The following is a 19,225-nucleotide window of genomic DNA, read 5'->3' as shown; positions in this document are numbered from 1 at the left end:
TCGGCTCAGCGCTGACGCACCACTACAATCGAATACGGCGGCAACGTCAGCGTCTCACCCGCGCTGACACTCATCTTCAGCGGTCCTGTGTTGGGCTTCGCGAACCCGTCGGCGCCATTCGGGTGCCACGTGTATTCCGCGGCAGAGAATCGCCATACGTCGAATGTCGCGTGCGCGTCGCCGACTCCGCGAATGTCGGCGGTCCAGGAATTCGCGGGATCGCGATTCGTGATCAGCACCGCGATCCGTCCATCAGGACGACGCAACGTGTACGAAGCGATCGGCGGTGCAGTAGCGGCCGCCGCCGTCACCTTCGTCGCGAGTACGCTATGTCGGCCGCCGGCCGAGTCTGCCCATAGTGTTGTGAGCATGTGCGCCGCATGATACGTCGAGTTCTTCGCGAGGATGTGACGGTCGTCGTCCGCGACAAACAGCGTATTGTCTCCCCAGCTATCACAGGCTGCACCACGATCGAGACTGCTTGGCTCAGTTCCATAGAAGAATGCCTGTGAGCCTCCGTCAGCGAGGAACTCGGCGACCGCCATCGTGTTGAGAAGGGCGCCAGCGCGATTCATCTCGGACGCCGTCGAGAACGGCGAGTAGCCGTATTCGGTCATCAATAGCGGGACGTCTTCGGGTACGCCGTCACTGCGGAACTGCGCCACAGCGGTGCGTATCTTTCGCGCTACCTGCGCGAGCTGCGGGGCGCTTCCGGAGCACGCGTCATCGAATGGATAGAACTCGAACGAAACGAAGCCGAGGTCGCGCGCATGCCCGTGCATCGTAAGAGCCGCGACGAAACGAGCCAGCCATGACCGCTCGTCCGAATCGCCTTCCTTCCATGCCATCATGACCTTGGTGCGCGCGTCCTGCAGCGACGGACCGCCGAGTGCGATGTTCGAATCGACTGCGCGCAACGAGTCGGCTACCTGCGCGTACAGTGCGGCAAAGTCGAGCGGTGATACGAACTGACCGTCGGGTTCCTCGCCCAGCTCGATGCGCGGGATCGGGTAGCGTCGCCTGCGCACATAGCGAAGCAGCGCAGCTGCATTCGCCGGTGTATCGTACAGCACGCCGACCGGCGTGAGCATCGGCAATCCGCGCGTGATTCCACTCGCGAACACGAGGTCGATGCCAGGCTGCTCGGTTCCCTCATCGCGGTCAACTTCGCGATGCCACGGATCGGTGCTGGATACATACGTGCGACTCTGAGCGCTCGGATCCGGAGCGTGTCGAGTAACCTCGCGGAAGCTTCCGTGTTCGATTCTACCCACATAGATCTCACGCATCGCAAAGCCGAGCCCATCGCGCACGTCGGTCGAGCCAGCCGGCGCGCGGCCGGAGCTCGTGCGCAGCAGGATCCGTATCCAGCGCGTGGTGGTGGGACGTCGCGCCAGATCGAGCGTTACGTCACCACCGTTGCCGCCCCGTATTGCTCCGTCGGTGACTGTGCGCCACCCGGTGTCGTCTGCGTTGTCGTCCGGACCTTTGGGCTGTTCGCCTTCCCAGTACTGAACGTCGTAGCTCGTTGCGTACGGCGTCCCCCACATTATCCGCACCGCGTCGATCGATTCATTGTGCTCGAGATCGACGATCGCCCATTGCGGATGACTCGCGCCTGGCTCGCGAGTATAGCGCGAATCCAGATACGGGTTGCTCTTCCAGAATGACGTGGTATCGCCGTCGGTCAGACGCGAATAGCCCTCGTCGTTGGCCTGATCGATCGTATTGCCGCGCCGCGGTAATCGGTAGCCATAAGACACCGTTATCGGGGATCCGATCGTATCGGCGGACGTCCAGTAGCCCTGTCGATGGTTGGGATCGCTCCAGCGCCCGCGCGGATTCCAGTGCCAGGCCTCGATGCCGAGCTCGGTGCGAAGGCGGTACGATATCGGGTGAAAGTTCACCGACTTCATCGCCGACACGTTCGCTCGCGTGAAGATGTGGCGCGTCGCGTCCTCGTTGTGCCCGTCGATGGTCGAGCCGAGCGCGATGATTGGATCGAAAGCGGCTATCGAATCACGAGGATCCACAGTGATGGTGACGCGGTGCTGCTGTGCGAGTAGCGGCGATGCGCACAGTGTCGATAGCAGCAACAGCGCGTTGGTGAACGTTGCCGCGCGCCGATTCGTCATTCCCGCGAAAATGGGAACGACCAGTTCCAGACGATCTACTTCGCCGCCGCGCTCAGGCAAGCAACGACATCCGCGGTGCTGCGCACTCTGCCGATCGTCGGGAAGAAACGACGGACCGGAAACTCGTGAAGGTCCACCTCACGCGCGGCCATTGCATCCTCGACGAATATCTGATCGTAACCGCGCTCCTGCGCAGCGCGCGCCGTGGACTCTACACCGATATTGGTGGAGATTCCGCCGAGTATGATCGTGCGAATGCCGCGGCGTGACAGGTGAATTTCAAGATCGGTCGCGAAGAATGCGTTCGGCTGATGCTTTGTGACGATCACGTCACGCTCGCCCGCGCCAAGCTCAGGCACGAGATCCGACCAGCCCGCTGAAGTCTTGAACGCCGGCCGTGGAACGTCGGAGTTGACGCGCGGGAAGAGTATGCCACCGGGACCCACGTCCACGCGCACGAAAATCACGAGCACTCCTGCATCGCGACAGGCCTGTGCCAGCCTGGCCGCGTTCTGCACGACCAGCGACGCTCCGTGCGGTACCGTTGTGCCGCCGGCGATTCCGCGCTGGAGATCGATGAGGACGAGCGCTGTCGTCGCGGGAGTTATCGATATGGCTTCCATGCTATGCACATCCCTCCACCCACTGGACCTGTGGCAGCTGGCCTGCTCTGTAGGATGTAACGCGACTTCCGTCCGTCTCGAATATCAAACGGAAGTTGCTGTCGGTTGGCGGTATGGGAGACACGACGAGATAATGACCGCCGGGCAGGTACTTGTGTGGCTCGACTGAAACGCGCGACCCGTACAGCGCCTTGACGCGCGCTTCCGAGTCTCCGACACGCACGCCGAGTCCGGTCGGCACCGTGGTCGAATCGACCTCGATGCGCACGACTGTTCCGCCGGTGACCATGATTCGCATGCCGGGCGGCGCGGCGTCGAAGTGAACGTACGCGCATGCCGTGTCGAGCCCAACTGTCGATGGAGCAGGAGAGTGGAGTGCGCTCGCGGCGGCGGCGACGGTCATCCCGATGCGAAGCGGCCCGTAGCCAGTTGCGGTTACCGTGATGGCGGTGTCGGCGGGGTGTTGTACGCTGGAATCGGACCGTGCTGTCGCAGAATCGGATTTCCGAGACGATTCGAAGCGCGAGCACGCACTCAGCGTGGCGACCGCCGCGATCGCGAGTATCAATCTGCTCATGACTGCGCCGCTGTCACGGCTGGCAGCGTCGTTGCCGGCGTGAGATCCGCCACCAGATCGTCCAGCTCGGCCGCCGTTCTCGTCTGGTACGCCGCGGCTACGCGACGCTCGAACTCATCCAGCGAGAGATGGTCGTCGGCGAATCGAAGCTGCAGCAGATCCACCACCCGCTCACGCTCGCTCAGCGTTGGTCCGGTAGTGGCGGCGGCGATCGCCGCACCATTCGATGAAGAAGGAGTGCCAGTCATGACAGCTGGAGCAAGATAGCCAATCGGATATTGCCCGGTGCAGACCTGCACATCCGACCGGCGTCGGATTGCGCCTTCCAGCGCGGCCGGATAACTTCCTCGAATCATCCGTTCGCCCGACCCCCCGGCCGGGCGTTCATTTTTTTGCCTCCCCCTCTCACATCAGGCATCGTCGCATCGAGGCTCCCATGATCGAAGAGCTCAAGCTCAAGCTCGGCGCAGAGGTCGAGAAGCTGCAGCACGAGTTGAACGTTGTATTGCCGAATGAGATCCGTAAGGCCGTCGAGCTCGGCGACCTGCGTGAGAATTCGGAGTACAAGGCCGCCCTCGAGCGTCAGCAATTCGTTCAGGCGCGTCTGGGGCAGCTGCGTCAGCGTCTCTCCAAGTTGTCGCAGATCGATGTCTCACAGATCGCGCGCGATGCCGTCGGACTCGGCTCCGAAGTCACGGTGGAGGACGAGAAGAACGGCAAGACAGAGGTCTACAGCCTCGTCTTTGGCGATGGTGACTTCGAGGAAGGCCACGTGTCGATGTCATCACCGATTGGAAGATCTCTGGTAGGCAAGAAGCTGGGAGAGACGACGATCCTGCGCCTTCCGACCTCGGTGCGGCACCTCAAGGTCACCGCGATAAAGACCATCCACGATATGTAGGATCCACGGGTGCCACCGATGCTGGCGGCACCCGCGCACGGCCCTCTGGAATCGTTCAGAGTGAACATCGGCTTCAACCGAAGGGTACTCCAGATCGCCCCGCCCGGAGACTCGTGACAGGGGCTCCGACGGCTCTCGCATGCGGCGAGACAGCGCTTGCGTTCGCTGCGACGTAATTACCGAGTACAGTGTCGAGTTGCCGAGGCTCATGACTCTCCGTTCAGCGTGACCGTGGTGCCTGCGCGGGTGGCCAGGCTTGGCGTTGGTATCGCCATTGTGCTGTTGGGTGGATGCACGCTGCGCCGAATGGAGCAGACTGCGACGCGCACTGTGCACGTTCCAGCCGCGGGAGCAACCGTGCTCGTGCTGAACGCGGGTGCGGGCAATCTCAAGGTTCAGGGAGTGAGTTCAGCGACGGAAGTCCTCGTCACCGGGACCGCGCACGCGGCGACCGTCGCAACCCTCAACGGGATCCGGATAACAAGCCGCAGGGCGGGCGACACGATCCTCGTCTCCGCGATTCTCCCGCCTTCGCGCCACGATCCCGGAGCCACCGCGTCACTCGATCTCGTGATTCAGCTGCCGCCATCGCTGGCCCTCGACGTGATCGACAGCACGGGCGAGTCCACCTTCCGCAACGTGGGGACCATGCGTCTGAGGCACGGCGACGGTGGCCTGGACATAGACACGGTGGGCGGCAAGCTCGACGTAACGGACGGCGGCGGCGACATGATCGTCGCCAACGTCTATGGCGACGTCCACATCGTGGATGGCGGCGGCGCGATCTATTTGAACAACATCGCCGGCTCGGTCAGCATCCCGCAGGACGGGTCGGGAGAGATCCAGCTGTCCAGCATAGGCGGCGACGTGACGGTGGGATCCAAGTCGTCAGGAGAGGTCGCAGCCCGTGGAATCGGCGGCAATCTGGCAGTGCGGGCCAACGGTAACGGGTCGATCGAGTACCGTGACGTCAAGGGTCACGTCACGATCCCTGCAGCCAGATATCACTAATATGATGCCGGTCGGCTGATTGTCGGTTTCTTTTCGCGGTTGCAGCATGAGGTGCCGATCTTTAGCTTGACCGAGCATGAAAAACAGCCGCGGCAGGAGCCGTATCACAAATCTTATGAGCGTCGCGGTTCTTTCCGGCGCTCTATTTGTGTCGTCGGCGGGCGCCCAGACTGTGACCATCACGCAGCCAAAGCCTGTTCCGGAGCCCAGGCCATTCCAGCAGCTCAGCAGCTCGATTCACGCGCTCCGGGATTCGATAGTTGCCCTGTCGCGTGCGCAGCTCGGGATCAAGTACAAGCGCGGTGCCGAATCGCCGTCCTCGGGTTTCGATTGCAGTGGGCTCGTACAGTACGTGATGGAACATTTCGGGGCGAAGCTTCCACGGACGTCGCGTGAGCAGGCGCTGGCCGGCAAGAAGATCGAGCGCGACATCGCGTCGCTCAAGCCCGGCGACCTCCTTACTTTTGGCCACGGCAAGCGTATCTCGCACATCGGCATCTATATAGGTGATGGCCGTTACGTGCACGCGCCAACGCCGGGGTCCCGAGTGAAGGTCGAAACCCTGGCAAACACCAGGAGCAGCTGGTGGAAGGGTGCAAGGCGCGTATTCGCCTTCGATGATTCACAGAATCCGGACTCGGTACTGAACTGAGTCGAACCAGGCTGAGCTTTGCCGTCCGATGGGCGGCTTTTTTGTGCCCGGATCCCGGACTTCCAGGTTAATCGCGCAGAGTTGCGAGCAGATGCGCGTCCGCATCTGTGCCAATGCCCAATGAACGCGGCGGGCAGACGACCGTCCGGGCGGCTGCTCGGTAGCACAACGCGCGCCTGCTGCCTAAGTTCAAGCAATGCCGACCTTTGGAAACGGGCGCCGCGTCGCGGTTGTGGCGGGCGTGAGAACGCCGTTCGCACGCTCCGGCACTGTGTTCAAGGGCCTCTCTGCGATCGAACTCGGCAAGCTGTGCGTGAACGAGCTGCTCCAGCGGTCCAATCTGGGCGGGACCGAGGTCGAAGCGCTGATATTCGGCACGGTTGTTCCAAACGTTCTGGCCCCGAACATTGCGCGCGAAGTCTCGCTGATGCCGACGTTGCCCAAGGGCGTGCAGGCCTACAGTGTGAGCCGCGCTTGCGCGTCGGCGAACCAGGCGATAACCGACGCTGCGGATCAGATAGCGCTGGGCCATCACGACGTGATAATCGCCGGCGGCGCTGAATCGCTCTCCAACGTGCCGGTTCTGCATTCGAGAGGCTTTGCGGATGCTCTGGTCGCGGCGTCGCGCGCCAAATCGCTTACCGGCCGTATCGGTGCACTCTCCCGGATCCGGCCCAGGGATCTGGTTCCCATCACTCCGGCGATCGCGGAGCCAACGACCGGCGAGACGATGGGCGAGAGCGCTGAGAAGATGGCGAAGATCAACGACATATCGCGCGAGGATCAGGATCACTTCGCGCTGCGCTCGCACAGGCTTGCAGCTGCCGGCACCGCCGATGGTAGGCTGACCGCCGAAATCTCGCCCGTGCTGGTGCCGCCGCAGTACGACGCTGTCGTGAAGACCGACAACGGCATACGTGAAGACACATCGTACGAGAAGCTCGCTGCGCTGAAACCTGTCTTCGACAGGCGTTACGGTTCCGTCACCGCCGGCAACTCGTCGCCGCTTACGGATGGCGGTGCCTGCGTCCTTCTCATGAGCGAGGCAAAGGCAAAGTCGCTCGGCTACGAGCCACTCGGCTACATCAAATCGTACGCATACTCCGCGCTCGATCCCGGCGAGCAGCTCTTGATGGGCCCGGTGCTTGCTGCACCTGTTGCGCTGCACCGCGCGGGACTCACACTTGCAGACATGGACCTCGTCGAGATGCACGAGGCATTCGCGGCGCAGGTGCTGTGCAATCTCAAGGGGTTCGAGTCGGTGGAGTGGGCGCATCGCGCCGGCTTCGAGCATCCAGTCGGTGAAGTCGATCGCGCGCGATTGAACGTCATGGGCGGCTCGATCGCGCTCGGCCATCCTTTCGGCGCGACAGGCGCGCGCATAACTACGACGTTGCTGAACGAGATGGGCCGCCGCGATGCGCAGTATGGTCTCATGACGGTTTGCGCAGCCGGCGGCCTTGGCTTCGCGATGGTGCTGGAGCGCGACGTATGACGGAGCCTCGCATGAACACTCCGGTCGCGAATGGACGGTATCAGGCTCCCGTGACCATGGAAATCGAAGATGGCATCGCGATCCTGACGATCGACCTGGTCGGCGAGCCGGTGAACAAGATCACGCGCGGCATGCGCGAAGCGTTCGTCGAATTGTTCGATCGCATCGACCGCGACGACACGGTGAAGGGCGCAGTCCTGATCAGTGGAAAGCCGGATACTTTCATCGCCGGCGCAGACATCGAAGAGTTCACGCAACTGCGTGATGCGGAGGACGCCGAGCGTCTGAGTCGCGACGGACAGGCACTCGTCGAGCATTTTGAAAAGTCGCGCGTTCCGTTCGTCGCGGCGATTCACGGAGCGTGTCTTGGTGGCGGATTGGAAGCGTCGCTCGCATGCAGATGGCGCATCGCGACCGATGACCCCAAAACGATTCTCGCGTTGCCTGAAGTGCAGCTCGGATTGATTCCCGGTGCAGGCGGCACGCAGCGCCTGCCGCGTCTGATCGGAGCCCGTGCCGCGCTGGACATGATTCTCACGAGCAAGAACGTGCGCGCCAAGAAGGCGTTGCAGACCGGCCTGGTGGATGAGATGGTGCATCCCGCAATCCTGCGTCGCATCGCGATCGATCGAGCCAGAGCGCTGGGTGACGGACGACTCAAGCGCGCGTCGCGCTCGCGCGGCGCGTCCGGACTGCTGCTGGATTCGAATCCGGTCGGCCGCAGCGTCGTGTTCAGGAAGGCGCGCGAGGAGACCGAAAAGAAGACGCACGGCCATTTTCCCGCGGCGCTGGCGGCTATCGATGCTGTCGAAGCCGGAATGAACAGAGGAATGCCGGCTGGTCTGCGCGAGGAGGCGCGACTGTTCGGCCAGATGGCTGCGACTGATGTGTCGAGACAGCTCATCTTCCTCTTCTTCGCCACGACCGCGCTCAAGAAGGACAGTGGACTTCCCCCAGGTCACACCGCCGCCGCACTCAACATCCAGAAGATCGGAATAATCGGCTCCGGGTTCATGGGTGCCGGCATCGCGAGTGTAGCGATTCAGCAGGGAACGATAGTACGAATGAAGGACGCCGATTGGCCACACATCGGCAAGGGTTTGAGCGCGATCAGCAAGGTGCTGAAGGGACGGTTGACCAGACGCCAGATCACGCGCATGCAGTACGCGGATACCATGTCGCTCGTCAGCGGCACGATCGATTATAGCGGCTTTGCGAACGTCGATCTCGTGATCGAGGCTGTATTCGAGGATCTGGACGTGAAGCATGCGGTGCTTCGTGAGGTCGAGGCCGTCGTCAAGCCGGAGGCGATCTTCGCGACCAACACGAGCACCCTCCCCGTGACGCGAATCGCTGAAGTGTCGCGCCGTCCCGAGCGTGTGCTGGGCATGCACTTCTTCTCTCCGGTCGACAGGATGCCGTTGCTGGAAGTGATCGTTACCGGGCGTACGTCGGATTCGGTGACCGCAACGGCTGTCGCATATGGCAAGAAGCTGGGCAAGACGGTCATCGTCGTGCAGGACTCGCCCGGCTTCTTCGTGAACCGGATACTCGCTCCGTACATAAGTGAAGCCGGACGGTTGCTCGACGAGGGCGGCTCGATCGAGGCGATCGACAAGGCACTCGTGGATTTCGGATTTCCGGTAGGGCCCATAACTCTCGTCGATGAGGTGGGGCTCGACATTGCCGGCAAGGTGGGCCAGATCATGTTCGACGAGTTCGGCGCCCGTCTCTCGCAACCGGAATCACTGCGAAGCGTGATCGACGCGGGACGTTTCGGCCGCAAGTCGAAGAAGGGATTCTACATTTACGACGAAGCCGGAAAGAAGGGTGGCGTCGACCAGTCGGTGTACGAGATCTTCGCACCCGGTCGCCCGCGCGCGGAGATCTCCGAAGACGACATTCAGCGTCGCACCGTTTACGCGATGCTCAACGAAGCAGCGCGCTGTCTTGAAGAAGGAATCATCCGCTCACCGCGCGACGGCGACGTCGGTGGGGTATTCGGAATCGGCTTTCCTCCGTTCCGTGGCGGCCCATTCCGTTACATGGACACCATGGGGATCGAGCTGTTCTTGCAGCAATTGGACGACCTGAACGTAAGGTTTCCAGGGCGGTTCGAAGCCGCACCCATCCTGTTGCAGATGGCGCGCTCCAACGCGCGCTTCTACCCGCAGGACTGACCAGCCAACCCCACCAGATGAGTCATACCATCACGTCCACCATCCGCGGCGTCGTCGCGGTCAGCATCGCCTCGTTCGGCGTAGCGTGCGCTGCGCGAATCGATCCGTCGCGGCCGATCTACCCGATGCCTCAGACTCGCGCCGAGGCGTCCAATTACAACAGGACGTCCAGTTACGGCGACGTGATGGCGTTCATCAACGGGCTTCGCTCGCGTAACGCACCGCTGGCATACGGAGTGATCGGCAAGACGACGGAGGGACGCGACATCCCGTATCTGATTGCGTCGCGGCCGGTCGTCAGGACGCCAGAAGAAGCCCGCAAGCTCGGTCGCCCGATCGTGTACGTCAACGCGAACATCCACGCCGGCGAGGTTGAGGGCAAGGAAGCACTGCTCGCGCTCGTGCGTGATCTCACGTATCAGCGCGGTCCCAACGTACTCGACTCGCTCGTACTGATTGCCGTACCGATCTACAACGCAGACGGCAATGAGAAGTTCGCCGATCAGGCGGTGAATCGCAGAGAGCAGAATGGACCGGAGCTGGTAGGCACCAGAGCGCAAGGGCAGGGCCTCGATCTCAATCGCGACTACGTGAAGGCGGAAGCACCGGAAACGCGCGCATCGCTCGCGATGTTCGACAAGTGGGATCCGGACGTGTACGTCGATCTCCACACGACCGACGGAAGCTTTCATGGCTTCGCGCTGACGTACTCGCCGTCGTTGAATCCGGCATCGTATGCGCCGGGCTTCGCTGGCGGTCTCACACGCGATACGATCCTCCCCGAGATCCGCGCTCGCATGCACGGCCGCGGCTTCGAGGTGTTCGACTACGGCAACTTCGGTCGCGAAGACGGTAAGGCCCAGCTGACCGACACGGTGAAGGACGGCTGGTACACTTACGAGCACACGCCGCGCTACGGAACCAACTACTACGGAATGCGTGGCCGCGTGTCCATCCTGAGCGAAGCATTTTCGCACGATCCGTTCAAGCGTCGCGTCGCTTCGACCTACGCGTTCGTTCAGGAGATTCTGTCGGCCACAGCGAGACATGCGGCGCAGCTCGAGCAGATCAGATCCACGGCCTACAACGTTCAGGAAGCCAACGTTCCGATCCGTTCCCGGATGACCACCAAGCCGTTCGATGCGCCAATTCCTTTCGAGGTTCTGACGCGCACTGGCGACTCGACGATCACCCAGGCCGGCGTTCCCAGGGGCATACGGCGTACTGGCCGCTTCATCACGCAGGTGATGCCGGTGTACGACCGTTTCGAGCCGATACTGGAGGTGCGTCATCCGGATGCGTATCTGGTCCCGAACGACGCGAAGATCGTGGCGCTCCTGGAGCTCCATGGCCTGAGCGTCGAACCGTTCTCGCCCGGCGGGACGGGCAATCGGCTGTCGGTATTCACAGTCGATTCAGTCATCACGTCGGCACGCCCGTTCCAGGGCCACCGGGAAACTCGTGTGACCGGAACGTGGAGTACGCCATCCGCACGCGACGTTCCCGCCGGCGGATACGTGGCCGTACCGGCAACAGGGCGCTTCGGCCCGCTCGCCGCTTATCTTTTGGAGCCGGAATCCGATGACGGACTCGTCGACTGGAATTTCTTCGACACGTCGATCGCAACCGGCAAACCGTTCCCAGTAATCCGCTTATACAAGTAAGATGATCCGAAACGCACTGCTCTATCTTTCCAACCAGCCGCGAGTTTTCAAGTTCGTCAAGACAAATCGCCTGGCCAAAGGGTTCGCCTCCCGCTTCGTCGCTGGCGAGACGCTCGAGACCGCGGTTCCCGCGGTTCGGGAGCTCAACGGTCGCGGAATCACAGCGTCGCTCGACCTGCTCGGCGAAAGCGTTCACAACGAAGCCGAGGCGCGAGCCGCCGGCGCCGAGTACCTGAAGATTCTCGATCGCATCGCGCGTGAGAAGCTCGATGCGAATGTGAGCGTCAAGCTCACGGCGATGGGTCTGGACGTTTCCGAAGAGCTGTGCGTCTCTATAATGGGCGACGTGCTTGAACGGGCGCGCAAGTACGGCAGCTTCGTCAGGCTCGATATGGAAGCGAGCAACTACACACAGAAGACACTCGAGTTGTTCGAGAATCGGCTGTATCCGGAATTCCGCGGTACTGTCGGAGTAGTGCTCCAGAGCTATCTGTATCGAACACAGGCGGACGTCGAGCACATGAATGCGCTCGGTGCTCGCGTGCGCATATGCAAGGGTGCTTACAAGGAGCCGGCGAGCGTCGCGTTTCCCGAAAAGCGCGATGTGGACGCGAATTACATCACGTGCATGCAGAGTCTCATCCTGCACGGTACCTATCCCGGTATCGCTACGCACGACGAAGTCATAATCGAGAAGGTGAAGCAGTTCGCACGCGAGAACGACATCAAGCCCGATCGCTTCGAATTCCAGATGCTGTACGGGGTTCGCCGCGATCTGCAGGAGAAGATCGTCCGCGAGGGCTGGAGAATGCGGTGCTATGTCCCGTTCGGTACACAGTGGTATCCTTATCTCATGCGCCGGCTCGCAGAGCGTCCCGCCAATGTCGCCTTCATGACGGGCAACATCGTCAAGGAGATGGTGCGCGGCCGACGTTGAGCCGCCACTGAGCCCCTATGGGCCGATTTCTTCCCGCCGATCATGACGCCGGTGACGCCAACACGGTTGGCGGCTACCGTGCGGTGCATTCCCGACCGGCCGCATTCGAGGGCAGGGACGGCGCGTCGTACAGCGTGGACATCGTTGTCGACGAAGTGCGCGAACCCGCTGGACGGTTCGGCGCCTATCTGCTGTTCGTACACTGGCGTCGCGGCGATCCATCCGCCGCCGGCCATCTCGAAACCGACTACATCGCCTTCGGTGAGACCGAGGACGCCGCGCGCACCACACTCGGTGCAATGCGATTGAGCGACGCGAAACGCACGCTCGATGATCTGATTACCCGTGCACAGACGCCAGAGCGGCCGTGGTACGACGTCATGCGAGATTCGTGACGGGGACACCACGAAGCATCGAGGGACCATCCCACCTCGGCCGTGTCCTGTCGGGCACCGGTGGAGTGTGGCAGGTGCGCACGAGCACCGGCGAGATGCACGACGCCTCGTTGCGTGGCCGTCTCAAGCTGGTGAGCGATTCAGGCGTGAAGCTTTCGGTCGGGGACAACGTCAGGGTCATCGAGGGCGAGCGTGGGGGCGGATGGATGATCACCGAGATTCTCCCGCGTACGTCGCAGCTCGCACGGCGTGAACCGGGTGGGCGCGCGGGCGAGCGCGTCGTCGTTGCGAATCTGGATCAGGTAATCGTCGTGTTCGCCGCGGCCAACCCCGAGCCGCACCCGCGAATGCTGGATCGCTTTCTCGTGATCGCCGAAGCCAACTCCCTCGCTGCGCGCGTGGTGATCAACAAGACCGACCTGGCAGACGAGGAAGAGATCCGCGTGCGCTTCGGCGACTACGAGGCAGCCGGCTATCCGGTCCACCTCACGAGCGCGATCGAAAGGACCGGGATCGCGGAGCTGCATGCCGTGTTCGATGGAAGGACGAGCGCGCTGAGCGGTCCATCAGGAGTCGGCAAGTCGTCGCTGATGAATTCGCTGTACCCCGGGCTCAACTTGCGAGTCGGCGCGATCAGCGAATCGGTGAACAAGGGACGTCACACCACCGTGGGCGCGGTGATGCATCCGCTTCCGGCTGGTGGCTACGTAGCGGACACTCCCGGACTGCGCGAGGTCGGAGTGTGGGGTCTCGACCCTGTGGACCTGCCGGACTGTTTTCCGGAATTCCGGCCTTTCATCCACGAATGCCGCTTCGGGAACTGTTCACACCTGTCGGAGCCTGGCTGCGCAGTCATCGCCGCCGTTCAGTCCGGGGCGGTGAGCGCAGCCAGATACGATAGTTACTCCAGACTGCGTGTAGAACTCGAGGAGACGGAAAAGCGCTGGAGTAAGTAGCGCCGCAGTATTGCCTCGACAGGCGGGTTGGCCGGACTGATCAGTGGCCGTGCCTGCGAGTCTCCCAGCCCTTCTTGGCGGCTCTGCTTCTCTCCGCGTGACTTTCGGAGTGACCACCTTTGCGCTCGGGCTCGCGATTCTCGGAGGTTCCTCGGCCGGATCCACCGGCCTTTCTGCCTCCGTGACTTATCGCGTTTTCCGTCGCCCACGCACGCCGCTCCGATTCCTTCTCCGGAACACCGCGCGACTCGTATCCCTGTTCGATGTGTTCGGCCTGTCTTTTCTGCTTGTCCGTGTATGCAGATTTGTCGCCCCGTGGCATCGTGCCCTCCCGTTTGCGTGTAGAAGTGCCCCTGCAGAATCGTGCATAACACATGCCCTGACGCGAGTGTCGGCGCTGCTCCATGTCCTTGAGCAGAATTTCGCGAGACGGGTTACATGTCTGTTGAGAATGTGCGTGCGCCATCTTCTGGCACACTCGTAATCTCCAAGCGCGGTCTCACATTCGGGGATGCGGGGGAAGATGCCAGCGTGGAGTGACCGGGCACGTTGCCACGCCCAGTTCGCGCATCGCGGCGCGGAATCGCGCGTTTGACCGGAGTGGGTCGAATAACGGATTGCAGCCCAGCATGCCGCCGGTCTCGGCAAAGCGGAGCTGGCCCGCCTTGCTCGTCAGCACGCGCACAATTGGTTCCTGGTCACCGAACACCATGTCAGCCACCTCGACGTCGGCCCAGCCCGAGCGATCGCCCCAGCGATTGCCCCAGCGGCTGTGAAGCTGATCTCGTGTTCGCGCAGCGTCGTTCCAGTGGCCAGCTGCCGCGTCCGCCAGGACGAGAGCCGCTGCGATGTGTGCGTCATCCGGATCCACGCGCGCGCCGCGCGTGAGTGTGCGTACTGCGCTGTCCGGTTGTCCTTCAAATACTTGCGCGAGCCCAAGCGTGTAGATGGCAAATCCGAACGTGGAGTCGCGAGCGAGTGCGCGGCGCGACGCGGCCTCGGCCTCGCGGAACCGCCGCGCGAACAGGAGGGCGGTGCCAATCGCGGCAGCGGGCACAGGAGCAAGCGGATCGAGCTCCGTTGCGTGCCGCAACTCGATGATCGCCTCGCTGGTGCGTCCAAGGTTGAGCAGGCTCATCCCAATCCAGTGATGAGCGGTGACGGATGACGGATCGAGAGCCGCCGCTGCGCGATAGCGAGCCAGTGCAGCGGGGAATCGGGCGCGCATGTCGAGCCCGATCCCCATCGCGAGCTGCGCATCGGCGAGCGTGGAGTCGAGTCTCACCGCGCGCTCCGCACTCGCGTTGGTCAGCTCAGTCGCACGATCTGCGCTCATGGTGGTCAGTTTCGTCGAGTCCGCTGAGTCCGGCGGGTAAACTGGCAGGGCGCTGTACGCGATAGCCAGTCCTGCGTACGCGCGGGCGAACGATGAGTCACGCGCAATAGCCTGTTGGAAGTACGTGATGGATCGGGCGAGATTGGCCGCGCCACGTTGAGTCCAGAAATAGTGGCCTTTGAGATACAGCTCGTACGCCTCCGGATCGGATGTGCCGCGTCGTTCGACGTCCACTACAGGCGCCGCTGAGGCAGCGACCGGACGGTGCGAAACGCCTGCCTCCCGGCGGGACGAGTCCGTATCACGCCGTGCCATCCAGGAGCGGGTAGCGAACGCGCTCACGATTACAATCAATGCGATCGCGGCGCCCATGACGCGCGACATCCTCCGCGCCATGATGCGACTGGGCTTCCGTGTGCCAGCAGATTCCACGATACTCGGTGCGCGGTCCAGCATCGCGACAATCTCCGCCGCGGACTGCGGTCGGTCTGTCGGATCCTTCTCAAGTGCGCGCATCACGAGCGCGACAATCGCGGGTGGCACATCGCTGCGATGCGTGGCGAGCGACGCCGGAATCTCGGTCGCGTGCGCGTCTGCCATGGCTCGCGGCGTGCGTCCAGAGAACGGATGCACCCCTGCCAGTGACTCATACGCGACGATGCCGAGTGCGTAAATGTCGGCGCGATGGTCCACTTCAACGGTACCGAGCGCCTGCTCTGGCGCCATGTATGCCGGCGTCCCGGGCGACATGCCTGCCTGTGTCAGCGTGTCGATCACGTTGCTCGGCTGTCGCGGCAGAAGGTGGGACGTCTCCGTCTCCGCCGGCTCTTGTGCGCGACGCATTGCTCGTGCGATACCGAAGTCGGCCACGACAGCATGGCCGTCCTCCAGTAGAATGTTCGCAGGCTTGATGTCACGATGTATCACTCCGCGGCGATGGGCATACGCCAGCGCGCTCGCGACTTCGCGTACCAGTCGCCGCGCAGCATCAAGCGGAAGTTTGCGCCCGCCCGCGAGCCGTTCCCGTAGTGTCTCGCCATCGATATACGGCATGACGTAGTACAGCAAACCCGCAGCGGTACCGGAATCGTGCAGCGGTAGTATGTGAGGATGAGTAAGGCCAGCGGTGACACGGATCTCTCGCAGAAAGCGCTCGGAGCTCATTGCCGCACCGAGTACCTGGTCAAGCACCTTGAGTGCGACGAGCCGTCCGTGCCGATGGTCTCTGGCGAGATAGACGGTCGCGGTCCCGCCTTTTCCCAGTTGCCGCTCGAGGTCGTAATGTCCCGCCAGCGCCGCTCGAAGCGCTGCCTCGGTCGCATCGCCAGGTGCTGATTCGGAATAGCCTTTGTGCTCCGTGTCCGGAGAATCGGCAAGGATCGGTGCGGCAAACGACGTGGCCGACTGCGCGAGGAAGTCGGGAGACTGCGCAGCCAGCTCGCATGCCTCCGCCTGCGCTTCGATCTCCGCACGCAGCGATTCGTCGTCACCGAACTCGCGCAGCAGAAAGGCGGCTCTGACGTCGCGCGACTGTGCCAGAAGCGCTTCTGCACCGGCGCGAACCTGCGCCCAGCGCTCCGGCGCCGTCATCCGCTCTCCTCCCGAAGCGCCTGATACAACCATCCCCGTGCCATCAACCAATCGCCGGCGACGGTGCGCTGCGAAACGCCGAGTGCCTCGGCCGTTTCAGCCTCTGTAAGGCCGCCGAAGAACCGGCATTCCACGACGCGGCCAAGCCGCGGGTCGAGCGCCGAAAGACGCTCGAGCGCCTCGTCCAGCGCCAGCAGCTCGTCGCCGCGCGCGGCGACGGCGAGCGCGTCAGCATCGGCTCCCGAATCGGCCTCAGCATCATCCAGAGCGACCGGCCGCTGTTGTGGTCCTCCGCGACGTGCCGCCTGATGCCGGCGTGCGTAATCCACGAGCACGCGACGCATTGCACGTGCGGCCAGACCGAAGAACTGTGCACGGCTGGTCCACTCGACGCGCGTCTGGTCAGCGAGGCGGAGATATGCCTCATGGACGAGCGCGGTCGTGGAGAGCGTGTGGCCAGCCGGCTCGACGGCGAGCTGCCGGTGTGCGACGCGCCGTAGCTCCGCGTAGACGAGTGGAATGAGTTGTTCCAGCCCATCGGGTGCGCCCCGGCGAAGCATGGCGAGCGCCGCCGCTGTCTCCCGCGCGGCTACTTCGCGCGCCGCCGCGTCTGCCTGTTCGGCCATCTCGGCACCTCGGACGATGCTGCCCGCGTAAGGGCGTTGCGTCTTTTCGGTGGATTCTGCGCGTTTGCTGTGCGGCCAAGAACGCACTGGCCAAGATACGGGTGAATGATCCACGCGGCAATGCAGCGTGTGACTTCGCCGGTCTTGGCCAGCGTGCCGACTTTCAGCCTATAACCGTAGCCCAGGAGATCCTCTCATGCCCCGCACACCATTTGCACCCACGCGCAATCCTCGTATTGTCGGCCGGCGTGGTGCGTCGTTGGCGATATTAGCGGCCACTGCTGCTGCAATAACTGTAGCGTGCTCTGATGCACCTACGTCTGTCTCGTCGGCGCTCGCCGCGTCGCCCTCGGCCGGTGCTCGCGGAAGAACGACGCCGTCAAATTACACGGTCATCGATCTCGGGACACTGGGCGGTTCGTTCAGCATCGCCTTCGACATCAACAACGTGGGCCGAGCCGTCGGCTCCAGTCTGACGCCGGATGGATTCCAGCATGCGGCCCGCTGGTATCAAGGAACGACGACGGATCTCGGCACCCTCGGAGGACTGAACAGCCAGGCGAGCGGGCGAGCGGAGAGCCCGGATCTCGCGATCCTCTCCGACACGCGCGAGAACGATCCACTGGCGGAGGATTTTTGCGCGCTGCACAGCGGCCAGATCTGTCGTGCCGCGCGATGGCATGATGGAGCGCTCACCGAGCTTCCAACGTTGGGTGGTGTCAATGCAGCAGCTCTTGAGATCAACAATCGGGGTGAGATCGTGGGCGCCGCGGAAGACGGAACAGCCGACGCGACCTGCATGGCGCCTCAAAAGAGCCATTTCCAGGCCGTGGTCTGGGGGCCTAAAGGCGAGATTCAAAAGCTCCCGCCGCTCCCGGGCGACGAGGTCGGGATTGCCCTCAAGAACAACGACAGAGGCCAGGTAGTCGGCACCTCGGGGATGTGCTCGAACACAAACTTCAGCGGCTTCGCTCTGGGACCGCACGCCGTCCTTTGGGACCACGGCTCGCCGATCGACATCGGCAATCTTGGTGCTCCCGAGAACGTCAATGTCGCAGCCGATATCAACAACAACGGTACGATCGTCGGTGGTGCCAGCTTTCCGGACGGATCGACGCATCCCTTCATGTGGACAAAGGCAACCGGTATGCGCGACCTCGGCCTCATGAGCGCAGATCCACGGGACGCTGCGAATACCCCCTTTTCGATCAACGACCGCGAACAAATGGTGGGTGGGTCGTGCGACATTACGCTCGCCACATGCCGTCCCTACATCTGGCAGCATGGCGTGATGACAGATCTCAATGACCTCATTCCTGCAGATGCTCCGTTGTATCTGATATCGCCTTTCAGTATCAGCGGCGATGGCGAGATCACGGGGTTGGCGATTGTGAAGAGTACCGGCGAAGCACACGCGTTCCTCGCAGTCCCCGTGTCCGGCAAATCCGACAACGGTACCGCTCATGTTCCGAACGCGAGTCATCGCATGTCTCTTCCTCCTGCTGCGCGCAGGCTGTTGCGGCATTAGGCCGGGCAACTGAAAGAAGCGGTGGCGGCGCTACACGACGCCGCCACCGCTTCGCATGCAAGCTGCCCCGACCGGCTAGCTTTCCAGCGGTACCAACTTCGTGCTCCGCGTGATGAACAGCAGCGTTACGACGATCGCAACGGCCGCGGTAATCGCGCACGACAGCGCGACACCCCACATGAGTCCGGCCTGCGCTGCCTTGACGAGATACGACGTCCACAGTTTTTGAAGCCCGACATCCACCGCGCCGGCAAGTGCGCCGGACATTGCAGCACCCACGGCGAGCATCCCCTTTCCTGTGAGACGTCCGCGGACTCTTCCCGAGATCACCAGTGCAAGCCAGCAGGCTATCGCTGCGACCGCCGTGCGCTGCACGAGACGGATCATCGCCGTGCGCCAGATCGCCGGCATGATGCTGGCGCCGAGCAATTTGCGAAACAGCATGTTGAGCGGAACCACGCCAATCGCGAATACGATCACCGCGTACGCGATCGCGAAGAGCAGTATTACGCGTGATACGCGGATCATCTGCGGAGAAGCCGAGCCGTAGAGGTGGCCTCTGGAATCTGTTCTAGCCATCATCTCCAAAGGACTGAGAAGCATGCTGATCGGTCACCGG

At 62.7% G+C, this 19,225-nt stretch carries 18 protein-coding genes; 10 read left to right on the top strand and 8 right to left on the bottom strand.

What is annotated here, in order from left to right; all coding sequences use genetic code 11:
- Positions 1–5 precede the first annotated feature (5 nt).
- From V4529_15375 to V4529_15360, 4 genes are read right to left on the bottom strand one after another with little or no spacing between them, the layout of a single operon-like run.
- On the bottom strand, positions 6–2,195 hold the full coding sequence (locus V4529_15375; GenBank protein ID MES2359716.1) for a discoidin domain-containing protein: 2,190 nt from the start codon (positions 2,193–2,195) through the stop codon (positions 6–8).
- Positions 2,171–2,758 (bottom strand): isochorismatase family protein, encoded by a 588-nt coding sequence (locus V4529_15370; GenBank protein MES2359715.1) that lies wholly within the window; start codon positions 2,756–2,758, stop codon positions 2,171–2,173. Before V4529_15370 ends, V4529_15375 begins: the two co-directional genes overlap by 25 nt.
- Position 2,759: 1 nt before the next feature.
- Positions 2,760–3,335: a hypothetical protein gene (locus tag V4529_15365; GenBank protein ID MES2359714.1), complete on the bottom strand. Its 576-nt coding sequence runs from the start codon at positions 3,333–3,335 to the stop codon at positions 2,760–2,762.
- Positions 3,332–3,691: a DUF1707 domain-containing protein gene (locus tag V4529_15360; GenBank protein ID MES2359713.1), complete on the bottom strand. Its 360-nt coding sequence runs from the start codon at positions 3,689–3,691 to the stop codon at positions 3,332–3,334. The genes V4529_15365 and V4529_15360 overlap by 4 nt, the downstream gene beginning before the upstream one ends.
- Before the next feature lie 80 nt (positions 3,692–3,771).
- Here V4529_15360 and V4529_15355 point away from each other — a divergent pair, with 80 nt between their 5' ends.
- From V4529_15355 to rsgA, 9 genes are all read left to right on the top strand, one after another.
- Positions 3,772–4,236 carry a GreA/GreB family elongation factor gene (locus V4529_15355; protein MES2359712.1) on the top strand — a complete coding sequence of 155 codons (465 nt, stop codon included), beginning with the start codon at positions 3,772–3,774 and terminating at the stop codon, positions 4,234–4,236.
- Between the two features lie 225 nt (positions 4,237–4,461).
- On the top strand, positions 4,462–5,247 hold the full coding sequence (locus V4529_15350) for a hypothetical protein (GenBank protein MES2359711.1): 786 nt from the start codon (positions 4,462–4,464) through the stop codon (positions 5,245–5,247).
- A 115-nt stretch (positions 5,248–5,362) separates the two neighbouring features.
- The gene (locus V4529_15345; protein MES2359710.1) at positions 5,363–5,899 is read left to right on the top strand and encodes a C40 family peptidase; all 537 of its coding nucleotides are present in this window, start codon (positions 5,363–5,365) and stop codon (positions 5,897–5,899) included.
- A 196-nt stretch (positions 5,900–6,095) separates the two neighbouring features.
- Positions 6,096–7,394 (top strand): acetyl-CoA C-acyltransferase FadI, encoded by a 1,299-nt coding sequence (fadI, locus tag V4529_15340; GenBank protein MES2359709.1) that lies wholly within the window; start codon positions 6,096–6,098, stop codon positions 7,392–7,394.
- Positions 7,391–9,574, top strand: coding sequence for a fatty acid oxidation complex subunit alpha FadJ (fadJ, locus tag V4529_15335; GenBank protein ID MES2359708.1), 2,184 nt, complete (start codon positions 7,391–7,393; stop codon positions 9,572–9,574). Before fadI ends, fadJ begins: the two co-directional genes overlap by 4 nt.
- A gap of 17 nt (positions 9,575–9,591) precedes the next feature.
- Positions 9,592–11,238, top strand: a complete 1,647-nt coding sequence (locus tag V4529_15330) for a M14 family metallopeptidase (protein MES2359707.1) — start codon at positions 9,592–9,594, stop codon at positions 11,236–11,238.
- Position 11,239: 1 nt separating this feature from the next.
- Positions 11,240–12,175, top strand: a complete 936-nt coding sequence (locus tag V4529_15325) for a proline dehydrogenase family protein (GenBank protein ID MES2359706.1) — start codon at positions 11,240–11,242, stop codon at positions 12,173–12,175.
- Positions 12,176–12,192: 17 nt separating this feature from the next.
- A complete protein-coding gene (locus tag V4529_15320) occupies positions 12,193–12,570 on the top strand; it encodes a hypothetical protein (GenBank protein ID MES2359705.1) in 378 nt (125 codons plus the stop codon).
- Positions 12,567–13,526, top strand: coding sequence for a ribosome small subunit-dependent GTPase A (rsgA, locus tag V4529_15315; GenBank protein MES2359704.1), 960 nt, complete (start codon positions 12,567–12,569; stop codon positions 13,524–13,526). Before V4529_15320 ends, rsgA begins: the two co-directional genes overlap by 4 nt.
- Before the next feature lie 40 nt (positions 13,527–13,566).
- Here the strand turns inward: rsgA and V4529_15310 are convergent, their stop codons facing one another.
- The 3 genes from V4529_15310 to V4529_15300 form a co-directional block, all read right to left on the bottom strand.
- Positions 13,567–13,848: a plasmid stabilization protein gene (locus V4529_15310; GenBank protein ID MES2359703.1), complete on the bottom strand. Its 282-nt coding sequence runs from the start codon at positions 13,846–13,848 to the stop codon at positions 13,567–13,569.
- 177 nt (positions 13,849–14,025) lie between these two features.
- Positions 14,026–16,452 carry a protein kinase gene (locus tag V4529_15305; GenBank protein MES2359702.1) on the bottom strand — a complete coding sequence of 809 codons (2,427 nt, stop codon included), beginning with the start codon at positions 16,450–16,452 and terminating at the stop codon, positions 14,026–14,028.
- A complete protein-coding gene (locus tag V4529_15300) occupies positions 16,449–17,078 on the bottom strand; it encodes an ECF-type sigma factor (GenBank protein ID MES2359701.1) in 630 nt (209 codons plus the stop codon). The genes V4529_15305 and V4529_15300 overlap by 4 nt, the downstream gene beginning before the upstream one ends.
- 196 nt (positions 17,079–17,274) lie before the next feature.
- On the opposite strand from V4529_15300, the gene V4529_15295 reads away from it, so the two are divergent.
- Positions 17,275–18,606: a hypothetical protein gene (locus V4529_15295; GenBank protein MES2359700.1), complete on the top strand. Its 1,332-nt coding sequence runs from the start codon at positions 17,275–17,277 to the stop codon at positions 18,604–18,606.
- A gap of 75 nt (positions 18,607–18,681) precedes the next feature.
- Here the strand turns inward: V4529_15295 and V4529_15290 are convergent, their stop codons facing one another.
- The gene (locus tag V4529_15290) at positions 18,682–19,185 is read right to left on the bottom strand and encodes a hypothetical protein (protein MES2359699.1); all 504 of its coding nucleotides are present in this window, start codon (positions 19,183–19,185) and stop codon (positions 18,682–18,684) included.
- Between the last annotated feature and the right edge of the window lie 40 nt (positions 19,186–19,225).

The organism is Gemmatimonadota bacterium (genome assembly GCA_040388625.1).
GTDB lineage: Bacteria > Gemmatimonadota > Gemmatimonadetes > Gemmatimonadales > Gemmatimonadaceae > Fen-1247.
This window is presented reverse-complemented; position numbering and strand designations above follow the sequence as displayed.